A 16,879-nucleotide genomic window follows, 5' to 3' on the forward strand; every position below is an offset into this window, starting at 1 on the left:
ACACAGCGTCACTGCTGCGCCGGCCCACGGCGACCATACTGGGAGGGACCCTGCCGATCGACGAGACGACCCACCACATGACCGCTGGATCTGCTCGCCCGGTGCTCCGCCGGTTCCCGGCCGCCCCGTGGTCGCCCGACTCGACGCAGGTCTCGCGCCGGCGGTTCCGCGCGCTCAACCTCTCGATGATGCTGCCCCTGCTCGTCGCGGTCGGCGTCTTCATGCTCGTGCGCCAGGCGCAGACCGCGCTCGACGTCGTCGTCCTGGGGCTGGGGATCGTGGCGGTCGTCGTGGCCTTCGAGCGCTGGACGGTCGGGCAGATCAACCGGGTCGCGCTGCCCTGCCTCGTCGTGGCCGGGGCCGTGTGGCCTTACGGCGTGCTGGTGATCGGCGGCGAACCGCAGGCGGCGTACTACGCGCTCGCGGTCATCGCCGGCCTGAGCGTGGCGCAGCTCCCGCGGCACCGGGCCGCGGCCGCGGTCGGGATCGCCGCGTACGTCGCCGTCGTCGGCGCGCTGGGCCTGGCGCGCATGCCCGACCCCGGGGTGTCCGAGCTGCTCGCGGCCGTCGTCATCCCGACGGGCATCACCGTGGTGCTGATCGGCCTGATGTTCCCCAACAAGGGGTTCTACGACGTGATGGCGGAGCTGGAGGAGGCTCGCGAGCGCGACGCGGAGCTCGCGGTCATGCGGGAGCGCATGCGGTTCGCGAGCGACCTGCACGACATCCAGGGCCACACGCTGCACGTGGTCAAGCTCAAGATCGCGTTGGCGCAGAAGCTCGTGCACACCGACACCGCGCGCGTGGAGCAGGAGCTGAGCGAGATGTACGCGCTGGTGGGGGACACGATCGCGCAGACCAAGGAGCTCGCCTACGGGCAGCGCCGGCTCAACCTGTCCGCGGAGCTGGAGAACGCGCGCAACCTGATGGAGGCGGCCGGCATGCGGGTGCGCGTGGACCGGCGGGCCGACGCCGGCGCCGGGGCCATCGACCTGCTGGCCCAGGTGCTGCGCGAGACGACCACGAACATCCTGCGGCACTCGCGCGCCACGCTGGTGCGCATCGAGCTCACCGGGCACGGCATCACCGTGGTGAACGACGGCGTCGCGGGCGACACACTCCCGGAGCTGCGCGGGCTCGCCACCCTCGCCCGCCGGGTGGCGGACGACGGCGGCGAGCTCACCGTGCGCGTCGAGGACGGGCGGTTCGTGACGGCGGCCGAGTTCGCCCCGCCGTCGGCTACCCGAACGGACCCGCCGGCGTGAAGGCGTGCGCCGCGAACCGCTCGCCGATGATCCGGTGCGTGGCGGTGTCGGGGTGCAGGCCGTCGGGCAGGGGGTGGGCGACGGCGTCGTCCGCGCCGTACAGCGCGGTGCCGTCCAGGTAGTGCAGGTTCGGGTCGGCGCGGTGCTCGACGACGGAGGCGAGCGCGTCGCGGATGACCCGCAGCGTGAGCTTGCCCTGCGCCTGCTCCTCGCTGCGCCCGGTGGCGACGAAGCGCACCTGGTCGGTGCCCAGCGACTCCGGGTCGACGGCGCCCGGGCCGGGCGTGTCCTCGTGGATGCCGCAGAAGATGGCCGAGACCAGCAGCAGCGGGGTGGTCGGGTGCCCGTCGCGGATCGTGTCGAGGAACCCGTGCACGGCGGGCACGAAGGTGCGCAGCCGCATCCCGTCGAGGTTGACGACGTTGATGCCGAGCTTGACGCTGATCAGGTCGGCCGGGGCGTCCCGCATGGTGCGGGCGACGAACGGGTCGAGCAGCGCGTTGCCGCCGAGGCCGAGGTTGCGCAGGCTGACGTCGCCCAGGCGGGCGGCGACCGCGGGCCAGACCTGGGTGGGCGTGCTCGCGTTGGAGCCGTGGCTGATGGAGCTGCCGTGGTGCAGCCAGACGCGGCGGTCGTCCTGCGGGACCGGGGTCACGGGGGCGTCGGTGCGCAGCTCGATCAGCTCGACGGACTCGTTGTGCGGCAGCCAGAGCTCGACGCGCTTGTCGCCGTCGGGCAGGCCGTCGAAGGTCGTGGTGTGCGCGGGGCCCGGGCGGAACTCGGTGGCGCCGGTCCGCAGGTCGGACTCGATGACGTCGCCGTCGGCGAGCGGGCTGCCGGCCACGACGGCGCCGTCGACCACCAGGTCGACGCTGCCGCGCGGGCGGTCCGCGCCGCGGTAGGCGAGCCGCGACGGGTGGGTCACGAGCGCGACGGCGCGCGCCGTCGTCGTGAACACGACGCGGACGCCGGAGGGCTGGGCCTCCATCAGGAGCAGGTGCGGGTCGGGGAACTGGTCGCGAGCCCACTGCGGCAGGCGGTGCGGGCGCAGGCCCCGGTCCGTGGTCTCGACCTCGGCGGCCCCGTGCACGAGGGACGGGGTGAGCGGCGTGCTGAGCATGGTGCTGTCCTTGGTCAGGGGTTTTCGGTTGCTGTGGGCTGGACTGGGGTGGGCTGGTCCGGGGCGGCGGGCCAGGCGCGCAGGAGGACGTCGAGGGCGACGATCGTGCGGTCCCAGGAGGTCTCCGGGCTGGGCTCGGAGTGGTCGAAGCTGCCGATGCGCTCCAGGGTGAGGTACCCGTTGATGGTGCTGCCGAGCAGGCGGGTGACGTGCACGCGCTCGCCCGGCGGGATGTCGTAGCCGCGCAGGACGGCGTCGGTGAGCGCGACGATCGACAGCGCGGCGTCGGAGGCGACGACGCCGGGCCCGGCCCGGCGCTGGAGCGCCTGCCACCGGCCCGGCGCCTCGCGGGCGAACGCGCGGTGCGCCCCGGCCAGCCCCGCGAGCGCGGGCAGGCCCGAGCGGCCGGCGACCGCCTCGGCGACGCGGGCGGTCAGGTCGGCCAGGGCGACGGCGCTGACGCCGTCCAGCAGTGCGCCGTGGTCCCGCACGTGGGAGTACAGGCTGGGCGTGCGGACGCCGAGGCGACGGGCGACCGCCGAGAGCGTGACGGTCTCCAGCCCGCTCTCGTCGGCCAGCGCCGTCGCCTCGGCGATCACCGTGTCCGGGGTCAGGGGTGCGCGGGCCATGCGACCAGCCTACACCCTTTAGGTTTTTGCCTATGCTAGTTCGGCTGCTGCGACGCGGCGGCGCATCGCCGCGGGCCGCAGCCACGTGGCCGTGCGCCACAGCCACTCCACGGGCCCGTAGACGAAGTGCTTGAGCCACAGCCGGCTGAGCACCGACTGCACTGCGATCAGCACCACGGCCATGATCACGACGGGCGCCGCGCTGGTCATGTGGCCGAAGTCGACGACGAGCGCGGCCAGCGCCACCACGATCGCGGCGCCGACGTAGTTGGTCAGGGCCATCCGGCCCAGCGGCTCGAAGATCGCGGCGATCACGCGGCGCGCGGGCGTGCGCCACAGCAGGGCAAGGCCCGTGGTGTACAGCACGGCCATGACCAGACCGGCCACAGACCCCGCCGTCGAGAAGCGGGGGTCGCCGCCGGGCGTGCTGAGCTGCCAGATCAGGGCGGGCGCCGTCAGGACGGCGGCCGCGGCGAACACGATCCCGACCGCGCGGCCGGAGGACTCCAGGACCTTGGGCAGGCCGTAGGCGGTGGCGCCCGCACCCAGCAGGATGAGGCCCGGCACGGACGCCAGCCCGCCGCCGAACATCGCGTAGGCCACGATCGTGAGCGCGGCGCCGCCGGTCAGGGTGACCCAGCGCGGTGCGAAGGCGACGACGGGCAGCATCAGCAGGCCCACGACGCCGTACTCGATCAGCACGTTGCCGGGGTAGGCGAGCATCAGCAGCCCGCCGATGACGGACAGCGCGACGAGGCGGCGCACGAGCGCGAGGACCGGCCGTGAGGTGCGGGCGCGGGCGCCGTCGAGCACGATCCAGAGGCTCATGCCGAACAGGAAGACGAAGATGGGCACGAACCGGGTCTGCACGGTGAGGTAGAGCGCGTCGAGCACCGGGTCGTCGATGATCGCGCCGCCCTCCATCACACGGGTCATGCCGAGCCGGGTGATGTCCACCGCGTTGACCAGCAGGATCCCGAAGACGGCGAAGCCGCGCAGCGAGTCGATGAATCGCCAGCGGGGACGGGTGCCGGTCGGGGTAGGGGCCGCGAGGGCCGTGTCGGGTGCGCTCATGGCGGCCATCCAAACAAGTGGAGGGCGGCGGCGTCGTCCGACCGCGAGACGATCTTGTCGGTGGGGGAGTAGGGGTGAACCCTGGGTGCGGGGGGGGGGGCTGACCAGGGTGCTTGGTGTGATGGCGGTTCGGTCGCGGGGTGCTGGCGTGAGGCACGAAGGCCTCCGGTGGTGGAAGTGGTTGCTCGACAACTCCACTCCACTACCGGAGGTCTTCGACATCGACTGACCCGGTCGGGCGTCGTCAGGAAATCCGAACAACCTCCCGCGCATCACGGCTGGCTGGTGTGGCGTGCCTCGCCGGTGCAGAGAAGCGCATGGTGGATCGGTTTATGGATAACCGCCAACGGAATTGTGGGAGACGAATGTGTTGCCGATCAGTATTCCCGGTTCGACGACTCTCGAAATACCGGTGCAGTTCGAATTCGTCCATAGGCGTTGGGTGACTGACGTGCGATTCCAGACCGATTTCCTTGCCGAGGCGAGGGGCGCGCAAGACCCAGGCGAAACCGCACCCAATTCGGCGCGAGAACCATTGGCGTTGGTCAGTGTCCACACGCAGATCTTTCCAGGTGTGCAGTCGTTCCAGTCGGCTACCCCGCGCGATGTCGCTGCAGCTGCGTTGACAGTGCCTGCCGTCTGGGTCGTACTGGCGGACGCCCGTACTGCGGGGGTCATCTCGCCTGTGCTCGCGTCGGTGACGTGGTTGCCGTGTGGTGCGGTGAGGTCTCGGTCGTCGTGCGCCTGCGCCGCCTGGGCTCCGCCAACGACGCAAAGAAGCGAAGACAGCGCGGCCAGCAGCCTGACAAACCAGCGCTTCTGGAGTGTCATCTGAATTCCTTCCTGCTCCACGTCGGGTTCACCGGGCACAGTGCCCAGCGCTGCGCGGAACGAGCCGAATCTAAAAGCCCGGCGCCCTGGCTGGCAACGCACTTCGGAAGCGACCGAAACACGCACGCAGACGTATCACACGCCGATCCAGGCGCTCGTCACCTCGACCAATCACACAAACTCATGCACTTATCGAAGATGGGCGGTGGAAGAGGCGGTTGATCCGTCGTCAGGCACCGGTGCTGGCCCAGGCGCCGCATGCTCCACGGTGTTGTCCGGGAACTGCTGCCGTCGAGCGAGGCAGGCTCAGCGGTGCTGATGGGTTCGTTCCAGCGTGCAAAGCGCGCGGGTGTCGGTGTGCGAACACACAAGTTTCGTCGTCGTTCATGGACGAGAATCGACGCCCGGTACGGTCAGTGCGACGACGCGACGTAGCGGGAACACGCTCGACGAAGAGGGGGACTGGTTGCGCGAGTGTGAGATGAAGTTCCGGATAGGCAGTGCGTCAGCCGCACTGGATCTCACAGCACGGCTGCTCGACCTCGACGAGTGTGTCTATCTCGGCACTCGTACCGAACTTGACTGTGTGATGGACACCGAGAATTACGCGATGCGAGCTGCAGGGGTGATCCTGCGCCACAGGACCGTGCGACACAAAGACAACGTGAGCAAGCTGATAACGCTGAAGATCGCAGGCCCTGCGGAGCCCGCTGGGAGTCAACGTTTTCAGGACCACGAGGAGGTCGAGTTCGAGGCCGACGGCTCCGAGAGAGCAGTTAGAGCGTCCTCCGACATCAGCGAGTTGGTGGACCGGCTGGCGGGAGTAAGCGTCGAGGTGCCGAGCTCCCCGCTCGACACGCGGGGATGGTTGACCCTGCTCCGTGCCCAGATCGGCACGCTCCGTGTTCGGGCCCTGCTCGAAAAGCGTCGCACGGTGTACAAGGCAGAGGACTGGGAGGTGTGTCTCGACCGGTTTCCCTCACCCATGGGATCGTTCGCCGAGATTGAGGCAACCGATCCGAACACCCTTCTTCGAACTGCTGGGCTGCTTGGCCTTGATGCTGATGAGAGCGACGCGCGAACGTACGGAAAGATCCTCGGCGACCTCAACGCTCACCTGCCTGATCCGCTGACGAGAATCGCCCTTTTCGACGACAGCTGGAGCGGCCTGACGGACGTCTTGGAGCTCACCGCATCGTGAAGGCGCCTTGATCTGTGATGCCCGGGGTCGGGCTACGTCCAGGGCTCGCGCGTGCATAGAGTTACCCGATTCACGAGCGACGGAGGCGACATGACGGAGTGGCGCAGTGACCGGGTCCGAGCCGCGATCGACGGGCGGAACCCCACGGTCCTGGCTGAGCTCAATTCATCGTTCGCCGTCATCGGTGATGTTCAGTTCTTGCCGGGTTATGCGCTTGCGCTCACCAAGCTCCCTGGCGTCGACCGGCTCTCCGATCTGCCACGCCCCGAGCGCGTGCGGTACCTCGCTGATGTCGACCTGGTCGCGAGCGCGGTCGAGAACGTGTGTTCCGCCCACAACAGCGGATATCGCCGCGTCAACGTCGAGATCCTTGGCAATGCCGATGCCTTCCTCCATGCCCACGTCTGGCCGCGTTACGAATGGGAGCCCGCTGACGTCGTCGGCAAGCCGGTCTGGTTGTACCCGGCCGAGCGTTGGAGCGATCCGCGGACGGCACTGGGCGCGGACCATGACGAACTTCGGGCGAGCCTCACCGCCGAGACACTTCGCCTTCGGGACTCGGAGGAATTCGGCGTCCATAGGTGACCGTGCTCAGTCGTCAGTACTGCGTCGACGAACGCAGTCAGGGGTTGACGACGCTGTCGAGGGCGTCGGTGTACTCGACCGGCTTTCCGGTCTGATCCGCGTAGCTGATCTCGCGCTGTGTGGACTCCCCGATATATCCGCCTGGGTTGACCACCATGACGCGGTCGGCAAGGTCGATCTTCGCGAAGTGCAGTGTGCTGAGCGTGGCCTTCTGCTCGTTGGTGATCTGGTCGCCGGCGTGCTCGAACTCAGCGGGTGCGACGACGATCGCGCCGGCGAGAGTCAGGTCACGATTCGCCGCGCGAAACTCCTCGACGAACCGAGTCGAGCCGCACAGGCACACGATCTGCGGGCGGGCGTCCATCAGGGCCGCAGGATTGATCCGTCGTCGCTGACCATAGCTACGGCCACGCCGTGCTTGGCGGCCAGCGCTGTGAAGGTGGCGCGCGCCGTTCGCGCCCGACTCCAGGCGAACGCCCCGTAGATCAGCGAGGTGCCGATGCTGTAGTCCGACATCTGGCTCATGAGCTCGGCGTCGTCAGACCAGGTCTCGTACGCAGCCGCGCCCGGACCGTTCAGCGGAGGGAAGGTCTGAATCAGTTCGCTGTAGAAGGATCGAAGATTCGCCGTCGTCACACCGGGGTCGTCGTAGGAATGGTCCTCGGACCACTGGGACTGTTCTTCCCACCACGCTGGGAAGTCGGCGTCGGCGACCGCTGCTGGGTCGAACGCGAGAATGTCGTAACTCATGGGCGCACCGTAGCCGTTCGGCCTGGCCGAGGGGCCGGCAGGGTATCTCGCGCGGTCCATGGCGACGGCCTCGGCCAGATCCATGCGTTTCGACGAGAACCGGCCGCGCCCGGCGAGTACCCTCGGAGGCCTCGCCTCGTCCGGACACTGCCCACCTCGTCGCCCGAACCTGTCGCGGGCATCGAGCGGCCAGTACCTCGACCGAAAGCAGGCCGCATGGAAGTCACGCCGCTCGTCTGGACGCTCACGATCGCCGCCATCGTGCTGCTGCTCCTCTTCGACTACTTCTTCCATGTCCGCAAGGCGCACGTCCCGGAGCTGAAAGAGGCCGCGATCTGGTCCTCGATCTACGTCGGCATCGCGCTGCTTTTCGGGGTCGGCGTGCTCGTGCTGGGCGGCGTCGCCGCGGGGTCGGAGTACTTCTCCGGCTACATCACGGAGAAGGCGCTGTCGGTCGACAACCTCTTCGTGTTCCTCATCATCATGACGAGCTTCCGCGTGCCGCGGGAGGACCAGCAGAAGGTGCTGCTGTTCGGCATCACGTTCTCCCTGGCCGCGCGCACCGGCTTCATCTTCCTCGGCGCCGCCCTCATCAACTCGTTCGCCTGGGTGTTCTACATCTTCGGCCTCATCCTGCTGGTCACGGCCGGCAACATGCTCAAGCCGGAGAGCTCGGAGTCCCGGCACGACGAGAACATCGCGGTGCGGATCGCCCGTCGGCTGTTCCACACGAGCCCGGACTACGACGGCGACAAGCTGTTCACCATCCACGACGGCAAGCGGGCGCTGACCCCGATGCTGCTGGTCATGGTCGCGATCGGCGGCACGGACCTGCTGTTCGCGCTCGACTCGATCCCCGCGATCTTCGGTCTGACGCAGGACGTGTACATCGTGTTCACCGCCACGGCGTTCTCGCTCCTGGGCCTGCGCCAGCTCTACTTCCTGCTGGACGGCCTGCTCGACCGCCTGATCTATCTCTCGTACGGGCTGGCCATCATCCTGGCCTTCATCGGCGTCAAGCTGGTGCTCCACGCGCTGCACGAGAACAACGTGCCGTTCATCAACGGCGGCGAGCCGGTCCCGGTCTTCGAGATCAGCACCGGCCTGTCCCTGACCGTCATCATCGGGGTGATCGTCGTGACCGTGATCGCGTCGCTGTGGAGCAAGGCGGGGCGGGCGCAGACGGCGATCTCCAACGCCCGCCGCCACGCGACCGAGTACCTGGACCTCGGGTACACGGCGGACCACACCGAGCGCATCCGCGTCTACGCGGCGCTGTGCGAGGAGGAGACGACGATCAAGAACCTCGGCGAGAAGTACCGCCAGAAGGCCCGCGACGAGGAGGAGCTGATGGACCTCCTGCACCGGGCGCACGCCGAGCACGACGAGTCGGTGAAGCGGGCCGCCCAGGACGGGACGGCCTAGCCCCGGGACCGCTCCCGCCGCTCGACGAGGGCGCCGAGGATCCGCGCCGCCGCGACGTCCGCCCCCGCGAGCAGCGGGGACGGCACGCCGGGGCTCGCCCCGATCGCGGAGCCGCGCTGCACGGCCTCGGCGGGGATGCCGAGCACGACGACGCGGTCGTCGGCGGTGCCCGCGTCGTCGACCAGGGCGAAGCCGTCGGGCGTCACGTCCAGGCTCTCCGACGGGATCGTGCCGCCAGCTGCCGTGGGTAGCGGGTGCCGGCGCGCCCGCCCGGAGTCGAGGAGCGCGCGCAGGAGCGGGTCGTCCGTGGGGCTCACCGCGCCCCGCGACATCCGGGTCTCGATCAGGGCACGCGTGCGTACGGCGTCGTGCACCCGGCTGCGGGCGACGAACGCGTCGTCGGCGACCTCGATGGTGGTGCCCTCGCCGAGCAGCTCGACCACGCCGGCCCGTACGAGCGCGAGGAGCTGGGCGGTGCGTCGCGGCGGCGGGCCCGAGGCGAGCGCCAGGCCGAGCGGGATCAGCAGGCCCTCGCCCGTCGACTCGAGCGATGCCCCGTCGACGACGCCGGCTCGGGTCAGCCGCGCGACCTCGCCCCGCAGCGTCTCCATGGCCTGGTTGACGCGGGCGCGCGGCGACGTGAGCGGGGACGACACCGACTCCTGCTCCGCGCGGACCCAGCCCTCGACCCACGCGGGCCACGCCGTCGGATCGACCAGGGGCGGCCGGTCGGCACGCGCGGGGTCGACGGCGTCGGCCGGGTCGCGCACGAGGCTCGCCGCCTCGCTGGCCGGGTCGGTCGCCGCCGCCAGACGTCGGACGAGCTCGTCCGGCGTCACGTCCGCGCGCAGGGCGGACGGGCGGTGCTCGGCCAACGCCGTCAGGTGCGCGAGCAGCAGCTCGGCGGACAGCAGCGGCCAGACGTCGCGCGCCAGGTCCAGCACGGGACGCCCGGCCGCGCGCTCGGCCAGGGCCGCGAAACGCTCGCGGGTCGCGATCCGCGCCACGTACGGCGCGGGCAACCCGTCGGCGAGCGCGCCCTTGCCCCGGTACGGCAGTCCGCGCCGCGAACCCGCGAGCAGGTGCGGCTCGGCGCCGCTCGGCACGTAGCGCAGCGTGTCGCCCGCGTGCGGGCCGTCGGCTCCGCCGTCGTCGCAGGATCGGCCGGACCCGTCGGTCGGCAGGCCGGTGCGCGCGTCGACGAACCGGCCGCCGCGGCCGACCGTGAGCAGCGCGAGCACGTCGAAGAAGTTGGCGCCGAGCCCCGCGACCAGCACGTCCTCGCCCGCGGGCACGGCGGCCCAGTCCCGCTCGGCGGGCATGCCCGGCTCGACGTAGACCAGGCCGTGCGCGCGGGCGGCGTCCGCGAACCGCTCGGTCTGCGGGGAGCGGCGGGCCTGGATCATGCCCTGCGCGAGGACGACGACGGGTGCCGTCAGGGCTGTCTGGCTCGTCCGGGCGCTCGCGGCCGGGGCGAGCGCGACCTCCCGCAGCCCGGCCCGGGGCGTGAGCACGTCGACGACCGTGCCGTGCACCGGCACCACTTCGACGCTCCCGCGGCGCGCGGCCTCGTCGAGCTGCTCCAGGTAGTAGGCGCCCTGGAGCCGCCGCGTGGGGTACGAGCCGGGACCGAGCCCGCGCGCCTCGTCCCGCGCCCAGGTGGTTTCCGGCTCGGCGCGCGCCCAGCCGACGAGGTCCGGCCCGGTCACGACGGGACCGGTCATGGGCGTCGAGGCGTCCGCGTGCACGGTGGTGCGCGCCGCCCACGTGTTGTTCAGGAGCAGCGGCGACTGGTCGGTGCGCCAGGTCGCCCCGGCACCGACCTCGAGCCGGTCGACGACGGCGACGCGCAGCGGGGGCAGGGCGTCGTCCGGCGCGGAGCCCCAGGGCGCACCCGGCCGACGTCGGGCGGCCAGCCGGGCGATCACGGCGACGGCCCGCGGGCCGCCGCCGACGATCACGGCGTCGAACGGCGCGGCGTCGAACGGCGCGGCGTCGAACGGCGCGGCGTCGGACGAAACAGCGTCGGTCGACGCCGGCTCCCGGTCGATCACGCCGTCGCGGACGCCGGGGTGGCTCCCGCACCGGGGACGGCGGCAACCGCCTCGGCGAACGTCCGCTCGGCCGCGACGAGCTCCTCCTCGGACGCGGCGACGCCCGGGAACCGCTCGGGCAGTCCTGCGAGGACCCCGCCGAGCACCTCCCGGCGGCGTGCTGCGCGCGTCGTCGTGGGCAGGGTGCGCAGGTACACGTCGAGGCGGTCGGCCAGCGCGGACGGGAAGACCCGCTCCCAGCGCTCGCGCTCGGGACCGAGCGAGTGCGTCCGTTCCGCCGAAACGGAACGACCCGTCCACTCGGCCGAAACGGAACCACCCGTCCGCTCTCCCGAAACGGAACGCGTGATCCGTTCCCCCGAAGAAACGGAACGCCCGGTCCGTTCCGTCGCGGTCGCCGCGACATCCACCGCACCGTCCCGCACGACCACCCCGTACGCCTCCAGCGCGGCCTCCACCGTGACGAGCCCGGCCGCGACATCAGCCAGCACGGCCGACTCCGACCGCTCCAGCGGGTCGCCGTACCCGCCCGCGCCGGACGTGCGCAGCACCACCCGGTCGCCCGCGCGCAGGGGGTGCACGTCGACGACGGACAGCCGGCGCTCGTCGGGCCGCCCCTCGTTGACCACGAGCTCGGTGAGCGCGCCGGGCCGTCCGCCCGCGAAGCCCCAGGGCCGGAACCGCAGGCGCTCCAGGCCGCGGGCCAGCAGCCCGCCGTCGGTCAGCGCCTCGAACTCGAGCTCCAGGCCGGAGCCGCCGCGCCACCGCCCTGCGCCGCCGGAGTCGGTCCGCAGCGCGTAGCGCAGCACGCGCACGCTCACGTTCGCCTCGACGGTCTCGACCGGGTTGTTGGACAGGTTGGAGATGCCGGAGTCGCGCCCGTCGGCGCCGTCGGCCCCGAACCGGGCGCCCGTGCCGCCGACCATGGGCTCGACGACGTCGACCCGCGAACCGTCGGCCGCCGCGAACACCACCGGCACCACGAGCCCGCTCGACGCCGCGGGCAGCACCTCGGGCGCGGCCTGGACCAGCGCCCCGGACACGACGTCGTTGACGCGCGACGTCGTGGCGTGCCGCACGCCCGTCGCGGCGGTGCCGGTCGCGTTGAGCAGCGTGCCCTCGGGCGCGGTGAAGCCGATGACGTCCATCAGCCCGCCGTTGAGCGGCACCGCCGGGTCGAGCGTGCCGATCAGCGCGAAGAGCCGCGTCACCACCCAGGAGTGCGCGCGCCCGAACGTCACCATGTTCAGCGCCGCCTCGACCTGCGGGTCGGTGCCCGTGAGGTCCAAGTGCACGGCGCCGTCGTCGACCGTTGCGGTGACGACCACGCGCAGCGGCACGGAGCTGACGCCGTCGTTGTCGAGGTAGTCCTCGAAGCGGTAGGTGCCGTCGGCCAGGGTGCGCAGGGCGCTGCGGGCACGGGCGGCACTCTGCTCGCGCGCGAACGTGCCGACGTCGGCGAAACCGGCCGGGCCCAGGTCGGCGGTGAGCTCGCCGACCCGCCGCCGCCCGGTGTCCAGCGCGGCGAGCATGGCGTGCAGGTCGCCCCGGTTGGCCTCGGGCGTGCGGGAGTTGGCCGCGAGGATCGCCTCGACCTCGGGCACCACGGTCCCGGCCCGCACGTACCGCAGGGGCGGGATGCGCAGCCCCTCGGCGAACACGGAGTCGTTGAGCACGCTCACGGACGAGGGCACGCGCCCGCCGACGTCGGACACGTGGACGAACGCCCAGCCGTAGCCGACCAGCTCGTCGCCGTCGAAGAACGGCGCGATGGCGTGCACGTCCGGCAGGTGCGTCGACAGCCCGCCCGAGAGGTACGGGTCGTTCGTCAGCAGGACGTCGCCCGGGGCCAGCGGGCCGATGGCGGTCGCCGCCTCGATCGCGGGCGTCAGGTCCAGGCCCACGAAGCCGGACACGCCGACGTCCTGCGGGTACGCCACGAACCGGCCCGACAGGTCGGCCACGGCGCATGCGAAGTCGGCGGCGTCGCGCACGTACAGGCTGCGGCTCGCCCGCCGCAGGGTCAGGCACATCTCCTCGACCGCGGCCTGCAGCCGCGTGTGGGCGACGTCCTTCTCGACCGTCGTCAGCACGGCTCAGCCCTCCTCGTTCTCGGAACCGGCAGAGTCCCGCACCAGGTGCAGGTTCCCGCCGTCGTCGGTGGTCGCGGTCCACCCGGCCGGCACGAGCACGGTCGTGTCTGCCTTCTCGATGACGGCGGGGCCGGTCACGGACGCCTCGCCGTCGTCCGCGAGCGCGTGCACGCTCGCCGGCCGCGGCGTCCCGTCGTAGCGGACGTCGCGCGCGCCGGTCTTCACGAACGTCGCGCCGCCGTGCCCGGACCGCACCTCGCCGAGCCGCACGCTGACGCTCGCGCGCAGCGTCTCGGCCCGGACGGCCGCGGTCGCGTCGGTGAACCCGTGCACCTTCTCGTGCTGGTCGGCGAACCGCCGCAGCACCGGCTCGACGGCCAGACGCAGCGGCTCGGCCGGGTCCGCCTCGGTCGAGCGCTCGGCCAGCACGACCTCCAGCGTCGTCGGCTGGCCCGCGTACCGCAGGTCGGCGCTCAGCGTCACGGTGCCGGTCGCGGCGACGTCCTGCGTGCGCAGCCAGTCGAGCACCTCGCGCTCCAGCTCCGCGGCCGACGTCGTCAGCGCGTCCAGGTTCCGCTCCGCCACCACCGTGCGCACCGTGCGTGCCACGTCGCGGCGGATCGGGGCGATCGCCGCGCCGAGCGCGCAGAACGTCCCGGCGGCCGCCGGGACGAGCACGCGGCGGACGCCGACCTCGTCGGCCAGCAGCGCGGCATGCGTGCCGCCGGCGCCGCCGAACGCGACGAACGTATACCGCTCGGGCACCTCGCCGTGCGCGGCCAGCACCGTCCGCAGGCGCGCGGCCATGCCGACCGACGCGACCCGCAGCGCGGCGTCGACCACGCCGTCGGGTTCCGCCGCGTCGTCAGCCGAACCCTCGCCCAGGTCCTCCGCCACCCCGGCCAGCGCCGACGTCGCGAGGTCCGCGCGCAGCGGGAACGTGCCGCCCAGGAACGTCGCCGGGTCGATCACCCCGGCGTGCACGTACGCGTCGGTCAGCGCGGGCTGCGTGCCGCCCGCCCCGTACGCGGCCGGCCCGGGCACGGCGCCGACGCTGGCCGGGCCCACCCGGAGCACGGGCCGCGCGCCCGACCGGTCGGCGCTGATCACGGAGCCGCCGCCCGCGCCGATCGCCGACACCTCGACGACGGGCGTCATCAGCGGGTGCGGCCCCACGGTCGCCGTCGTGGTCAGCACGGGACGCCCCCCGCGCAGCACGCCTATGTCGCTGCTCGTACCGCCCATGTCCACGGTGACCATGTCCGTGCCCGGCCAGGCCGTGGCCGCGGCGGACACCCCGCCCGCCGGGCCCGACAGCACCGTCTGCACGGGTCGCCGCATCGCCGACTCGATCGAGACCGAGCCGCCGTTCGACGTCGTGATGTACACCCGGGCGTCGACCCGCAGGCGGTGCAGGCGCTCGCGGAGCGCCGTGAAGTAGCCGGTCATCAGCGGGGTGATCTGGGCGTCCAGCAGGGCGAGCGTGGTGCGCTCGTACTCGCCGGCCTCGGGCCACACCGCGGCCGCCGACGTCACCGGGACGCCCAGGGCGGCGGCCAGCCGGTCGGCCAGGTGCTGCTCGGCCTCGCGTGCGGCGTACCCGCCCACCAGGCTCACGGCCACGACCTCGGGCGCGAGCTCCGTGAGGCGCGCCACGAGCCGGGCCAGCTCGGCGTCGTCCACGCCGTCCGCGCCCAGCCCGCCGACGGCGGTGCCGTCCGCGGCGAACCGGTGCGCCACCTCCAGCACGTGCTCGCGCGGCACGATGGGCCGCCCGGGCGAGGCGTGCAGGTCGAACGACCGCGGCATGCGGGCGCGCGCGATCTGCAGCACGTCCCGGTGCCCCGCGCTGGTCACGAGCGCGGCCCGGGCCACGCGGCCCTGGAGGATCGCGTTCAGGCCGATGGTGGTGCCGTGCGCGACAGCGGCGACGTCCTCGACCGCGATCCCGCGCTCCAGGAGCTGGGCCAGTCCCGTCTCGACGCCCTCCGAGGGGTCGTGCGGGGTGCTGGGCACCTTGTGCGTGACGGCGTCGGCCAGCGACCAGGAGGTGCCGTCACCGGGGACTGCGACCAGGTCGGTGAACGTGCCGCCGACGTCGATGCCGATGCGCCAGCGGCGGCCGGCCGGGGGGAGTGTCACAGGAACCTCGAGACGTGGATGGTGCGGTCGAGCACGGCGATGGTCACGACGCTGACCAGCAGCAGGAGCGTCGAGACGGCCGCGACGGTGGGTTCGAGCTGGACCTGCACCGCGGAGTAGATGCGCACGGGCACGGTGGCCTCGCCGGCGCCCGCCACGAGGACGGACACCGCGACCTCGCCCAGCGAGATGACGGCGCCGAGGAACGCCCCGGCCACGATCCCCGGCCGCATGAGCGGCACGGTGACGGTGAGGAACGTGCGCAGCGGCGACGCCCCGAGCGACCGCGCGGCGCGGGGCAGCGCCGGGTCGAGCGCCGCGGCGCTGACCGCGACGACCCGCACGCAGAACGGGAAGGTCACCACGAGGTGCGCGAGCCACAGGCCCTGTGCCGAGCCGACCAGCCCGGTGCGCTGGAGCTGGTAGAGCAGCGCCAGGCCGACCATCACGCCGGGCACGGCCATGGGGGACAGGAACAGCAGGCCGAGCGCGCGCCGGCCGGGGAAGTTGCCCGCGCCGACGGCGTACCCGCCGAGCGTCCCGAGCACGACGACGACGGGCACGACCAGCACGGCGAGCCGCAGCGAGTAGCCCAGGGCGTCGAGCCACTGCGCGGAGCCGAACACCTCGGCGTACCAGCGCAGGCTCAGGCCCGACGGCGGGAACCGGAAGTTGTTCGCGGCGTTGAAGGAGCTCAGCGCCACCACGAGGAGCGGGAGCAGCAGGAACGCGCAGACGAGCACCACGGGCACCAGCGTCAGCGCGCGGCGGGCGCGGGCACGCCCGGCGCTGCTCAGCGGCGGACGGGCAGACACGGGACGGTCAGGCACGACGACCCCTCTCGGCGAGGCGGCCGGCCAGCCCGACGAGGCCGCAGACCGCGAGCGTGACGGCCAGCAGCACGAAGCTCAGCGCGGCGGCCCGCGGCTGGTCGAACGCGACCATGGCCTCGGTCTGGATGCGCAGCCCGGCCAGGGACTGGTTGGCGCCGCCCACGAGCAGCGGCGTCACGTACACGCCCATGCTCAGCGAGAAGACGATGACGGCGGCGGCCACGATGCCCGGCGTGGCCAGCGGCAGCACCACGGACCGGAAGGTGCGCAGCGCCCCCGCGCCCAGGTCGGCCGACGCCTGCAGCAGGCGGTTGTCGATGGCGCCCAGCGAGGCGGACAGGGCCAGCACCGCGAACGGCAGCAGCACGTGCACGACGGCGAGGAACACCGTCCACGGCGAGCGCAGCAGCGGCAGCGACTCGTCGACCAGCCCGAGCGCCTGGAGGGTCACGTTGACGGGCCCCTCGCCGGACATGACGACGCGCCAGCCGAACGACCGCACGACCTCGCTGGTCAGCAGCGGCGACAGCGTGATGACGAAGACCAGGGACTTGCCCACGGACGAGGTCGAGCGCGCGAGGTACCAGGCGAGCGGGAACGCCAGCACGAGGCACGTCAGGCTCACCCGGACGGCGAGCCAGAGGCTCTCGACCACGGAGCCCCACAGGTAGGACGTGCCGAACACCTCGGCGTACTGCGCGCCGGTGAACCCGGGCAGCACGTTGTTCATGGTGTCGGTGGGGCGCAGGCTGAGCAGGAGCAGCCCGATCAGCGGCAGCAGGAACGCGACGACGACGAACGCCGTGGGCACGATCGCGGCGACGTGCCCGCGCAGGTCGCGCGAACGGGAGCGGGAGCCGGTGCGGGTGGCCGCCAC

At 72.3% G+C, this 16,879-nt stretch carries 15 protein-coding genes; 4 read left to right on the forward strand and 11 right to left on the reverse strand.

What is annotated here, in order from left to right; translation table 11 throughout:
• The first annotated feature begins 77 nt into the window (after positions 1-77).
• Positions 78-1,265: a sensor histidine kinase gene (locus tag H291_RS0109965; RefSeq protein ID WP_198012441.1), complete on the forward strand. Its 1,188-nt coding sequence runs from the start codon at positions 78-80 to the stop codon at positions 1,263-1,265.
• Here H291_RS0109965 and H291_RS0109970 read toward each other — a convergent pair.
• The 4 genes from H291_RS0109970 to H291_RS33260 form a co-directional block, all read right to left on the reverse strand.
• Positions 1,240-2,385, reverse strand: a complete 1,146-nt coding sequence (locus H291_RS0109970) for a GDSL-type esterase/lipase family protein (RefSeq protein WP_020014849.1) — start codon at positions 2,383-2,385, stop codon at positions 1,240-1,242. The two genes, H291_RS0109965 and H291_RS0109970, sit on opposite strands and share 26 nt — an antisense overlap.
• A 14-nt stretch (positions 2,386-2,399) precedes the next feature.
• Complete coding sequence (locus tag H291_RS29415; protein WP_020014850.1) at positions 2,400-3,014, reverse strand: TetR/AcrR family transcriptional regulator; 615 nt, start codon at positions 3,012-3,014, stop codon at positions 2,400-2,402.
• Between the two features lie 30 nt (positions 3,015-3,044).
• The gene (locus H291_RS29420; RefSeq protein ID WP_084468091.1) at positions 3,045-4,088 is read right to left on the reverse strand and encodes a DUF418 domain-containing protein; all 1,044 of its coding nucleotides are present in this window, start codon (positions 4,086-4,088) and stop codon (positions 3,045-3,047) included.
• 330 nt (positions 4,089-4,418) lie between these two features.
• A complete protein-coding gene (locus tag H291_RS33260) occupies positions 4,419-4,919 on the reverse strand; it encodes a peptidase inhibitor family I36 protein (protein ID WP_084467890.1) in 501 nt (166 codons plus the stop codon).
• Positions 4,920-5,253: 334 nt separating this feature from the next.
• Between H291_RS33260 and H291_RS0109985 the strand changes: the two genes are divergently transcribed.
• Both H291_RS0109985 and H291_RS0109990 read left to right on the forward strand, forming a co-directional pair.
• Positions 5,254-6,120 (forward strand): CYTH domain-containing protein, encoded by an 867-nt coding sequence (locus H291_RS0109985; RefSeq protein ID WP_157236800.1) that lies wholly within the window; start codon positions 5,254-5,256, stop codon positions 6,118-6,120.
• A gap of 90 nt (positions 6,121-6,210) precedes the next feature.
• Positions 6,211-6,705: an HIT family protein gene (locus H291_RS0109990; RefSeq protein WP_020014853.1), complete on the forward strand. Its 495-nt coding sequence runs from the start codon at positions 6,211-6,213 to the stop codon at positions 6,703-6,705.
• A gap of 37 nt (positions 6,706-6,742) precedes the next feature.
• On the opposite strand, the gene H291_RS0109995 is transcribed toward H291_RS0109990, so the two are convergent.
• Positions 6,743-7,069, reverse strand: coding sequence for a hypothetical protein (locus H291_RS0109995; protein ID WP_020014854.1), 327 nt, complete (start codon positions 7,067-7,069; stop codon positions 6,743-6,745).
• A complete protein-coding gene (locus tag H291_RS0110000) occupies positions 7,069-7,455 on the reverse strand; it encodes a hypothetical protein (RefSeq protein WP_026365598.1) in 387 nt (128 codons plus the stop codon). Before H291_RS0110000 ends, H291_RS0109995 begins: the two co-directional genes overlap by 1 nt.
• A gap of 216 nt (positions 7,456-7,671) precedes the next feature.
• On the opposite strand from H291_RS0110000, the gene H291_RS0110005 reads away from it, so the two are divergent.
• A complete protein-coding gene (locus H291_RS0110005; RefSeq protein WP_020014856.1) occupies positions 7,672-8,880 on the forward strand; it encodes a TerC family protein in 1,209 nt (402 codons plus the stop codon).
• On the opposite strand, the gene H291_RS0110010 is transcribed toward H291_RS0110005, so the two are convergent.
• From H291_RS0110010 to H291_RS29425, 5 genes are read right to left on the reverse strand one after another with little or no spacing between them, the layout of a single operon-like run.
• A complete protein-coding gene (locus H291_RS0110010) occupies positions 8,877-10,934 on the reverse strand; it encodes an FAD/NAD(P)-binding protein (RefSeq protein ID WP_020014857.1) in 2,058 nt (685 codons plus the stop codon). The genes H291_RS0110005 and H291_RS0110010 overlap by 4 nt on opposite strands.
• Positions 10,931-13,027, reverse strand: a complete 2,097-nt coding sequence (locus H291_RS0110015) for a hydantoinase B/oxoprolinase family protein (protein WP_020014858.1) — start codon at positions 13,025-13,027, stop codon at positions 10,931-10,933. Before H291_RS0110015 ends, H291_RS0110010 begins: the two co-directional genes overlap by 4 nt.
• Before the next feature lie 3 nt (positions 13,028-13,030).
• Positions 13,031-15,169, reverse strand: a complete 2,139-nt coding sequence (locus H291_RS0110020; RefSeq protein ID WP_020014859.1) for a hydantoinase/oxoprolinase family protein — start codon at positions 15,167-15,169, stop codon at positions 13,031-13,033.
• The gene (locus H291_RS0110025; protein WP_198012442.1) at positions 15,166-15,999 is read right to left on the reverse strand and encodes an ABC transporter permease; all 834 of its coding nucleotides are present in this window, start codon (positions 15,997-15,999) and stop codon (positions 15,166-15,168) included. Before H291_RS0110025 ends, H291_RS0110020 begins: the two co-directional genes overlap by 4 nt.
• Positions 15,992-16,879, reverse strand: a complete 888-nt coding sequence (locus tag H291_RS29425; RefSeq protein WP_020014861.1) for an ABC transporter permease — start codon at positions 16,877-16,879, stop codon at positions 15,992-15,994. The genes H291_RS0110025 and H291_RS29425 overlap by 8 nt, the downstream gene beginning before the upstream one ends.

The organism is Promicromonospora sukumoe 327MFSha3.1, from assembly GCF_000385135.1.
Taxonomy (GTDB): domain Bacteria; phylum Actinomycetota; class Actinomycetes; order Actinomycetales; family Cellulomonadaceae; genus Promicromonospora; species Promicromonospora sukumoe_B.

Coding starts and splice junctions, on each gene's coding strand:
- H291_RS0109970 (WP_020014849.1), bottom strand. CDS start 2,385: ATGCTCAGCACGCCGCTCACCCCGTCCCTCGTGCACGGGGCCGCCGAG.
- H291_RS0109995 (WP_020014854.1), bottom strand. CDS start 7,069: ATGGACGCCCGCCCGCAGATCGTGTGCCTGTGCGGCTCGACTCGGTTC.
- H291_RS0110000 (WP_026365598.1), bottom strand. CDS start 7,455: ATGAGTTACGACATTCTCGCGTTCGACCCAGCAGCGGTCGCCGACGCC.
- H291_RS0109965 (WP_198012441.1), top strand. CDS start 78: ATGACCGCTGGATCTGCTCGCCCGGTGCTCCGCCGGTTCCCGGCCGCC.
- H291_RS0110005 (WP_020014856.1), top strand. CDS start 7,672: ATGGAAGTCACGCCGCTCGTCTGGACGCTCACGATCGCCGCCATCGTG.
- H291_RS29415 (WP_020014850.1), bottom strand. CDS start 3,014: ATGGCCCGCGCACCCCTGACCCCGGACACGGTGATCGCCGAGGCGACG.
- H291_RS0109990 (WP_020014853.1), top strand. CDS start 6,211: ATGACGGAGTGGCGCAGTGACCGGGTCCGAGCCGCGATCGACGGGCGG.
- H291_RS33260 (WP_084467890.1), bottom strand. CDS start 4,919: ATGACACTCCAGAAGCGCTGGTTTGTCAGGCTGCTGGCCGCGCTGTCT.
- H291_RS29420 (WP_084468091.1), bottom strand. CDS start 4,088: ATGAGCGCACCCGACACGGCCCTCGCGGCCCCTACCCCGACCGGCACC.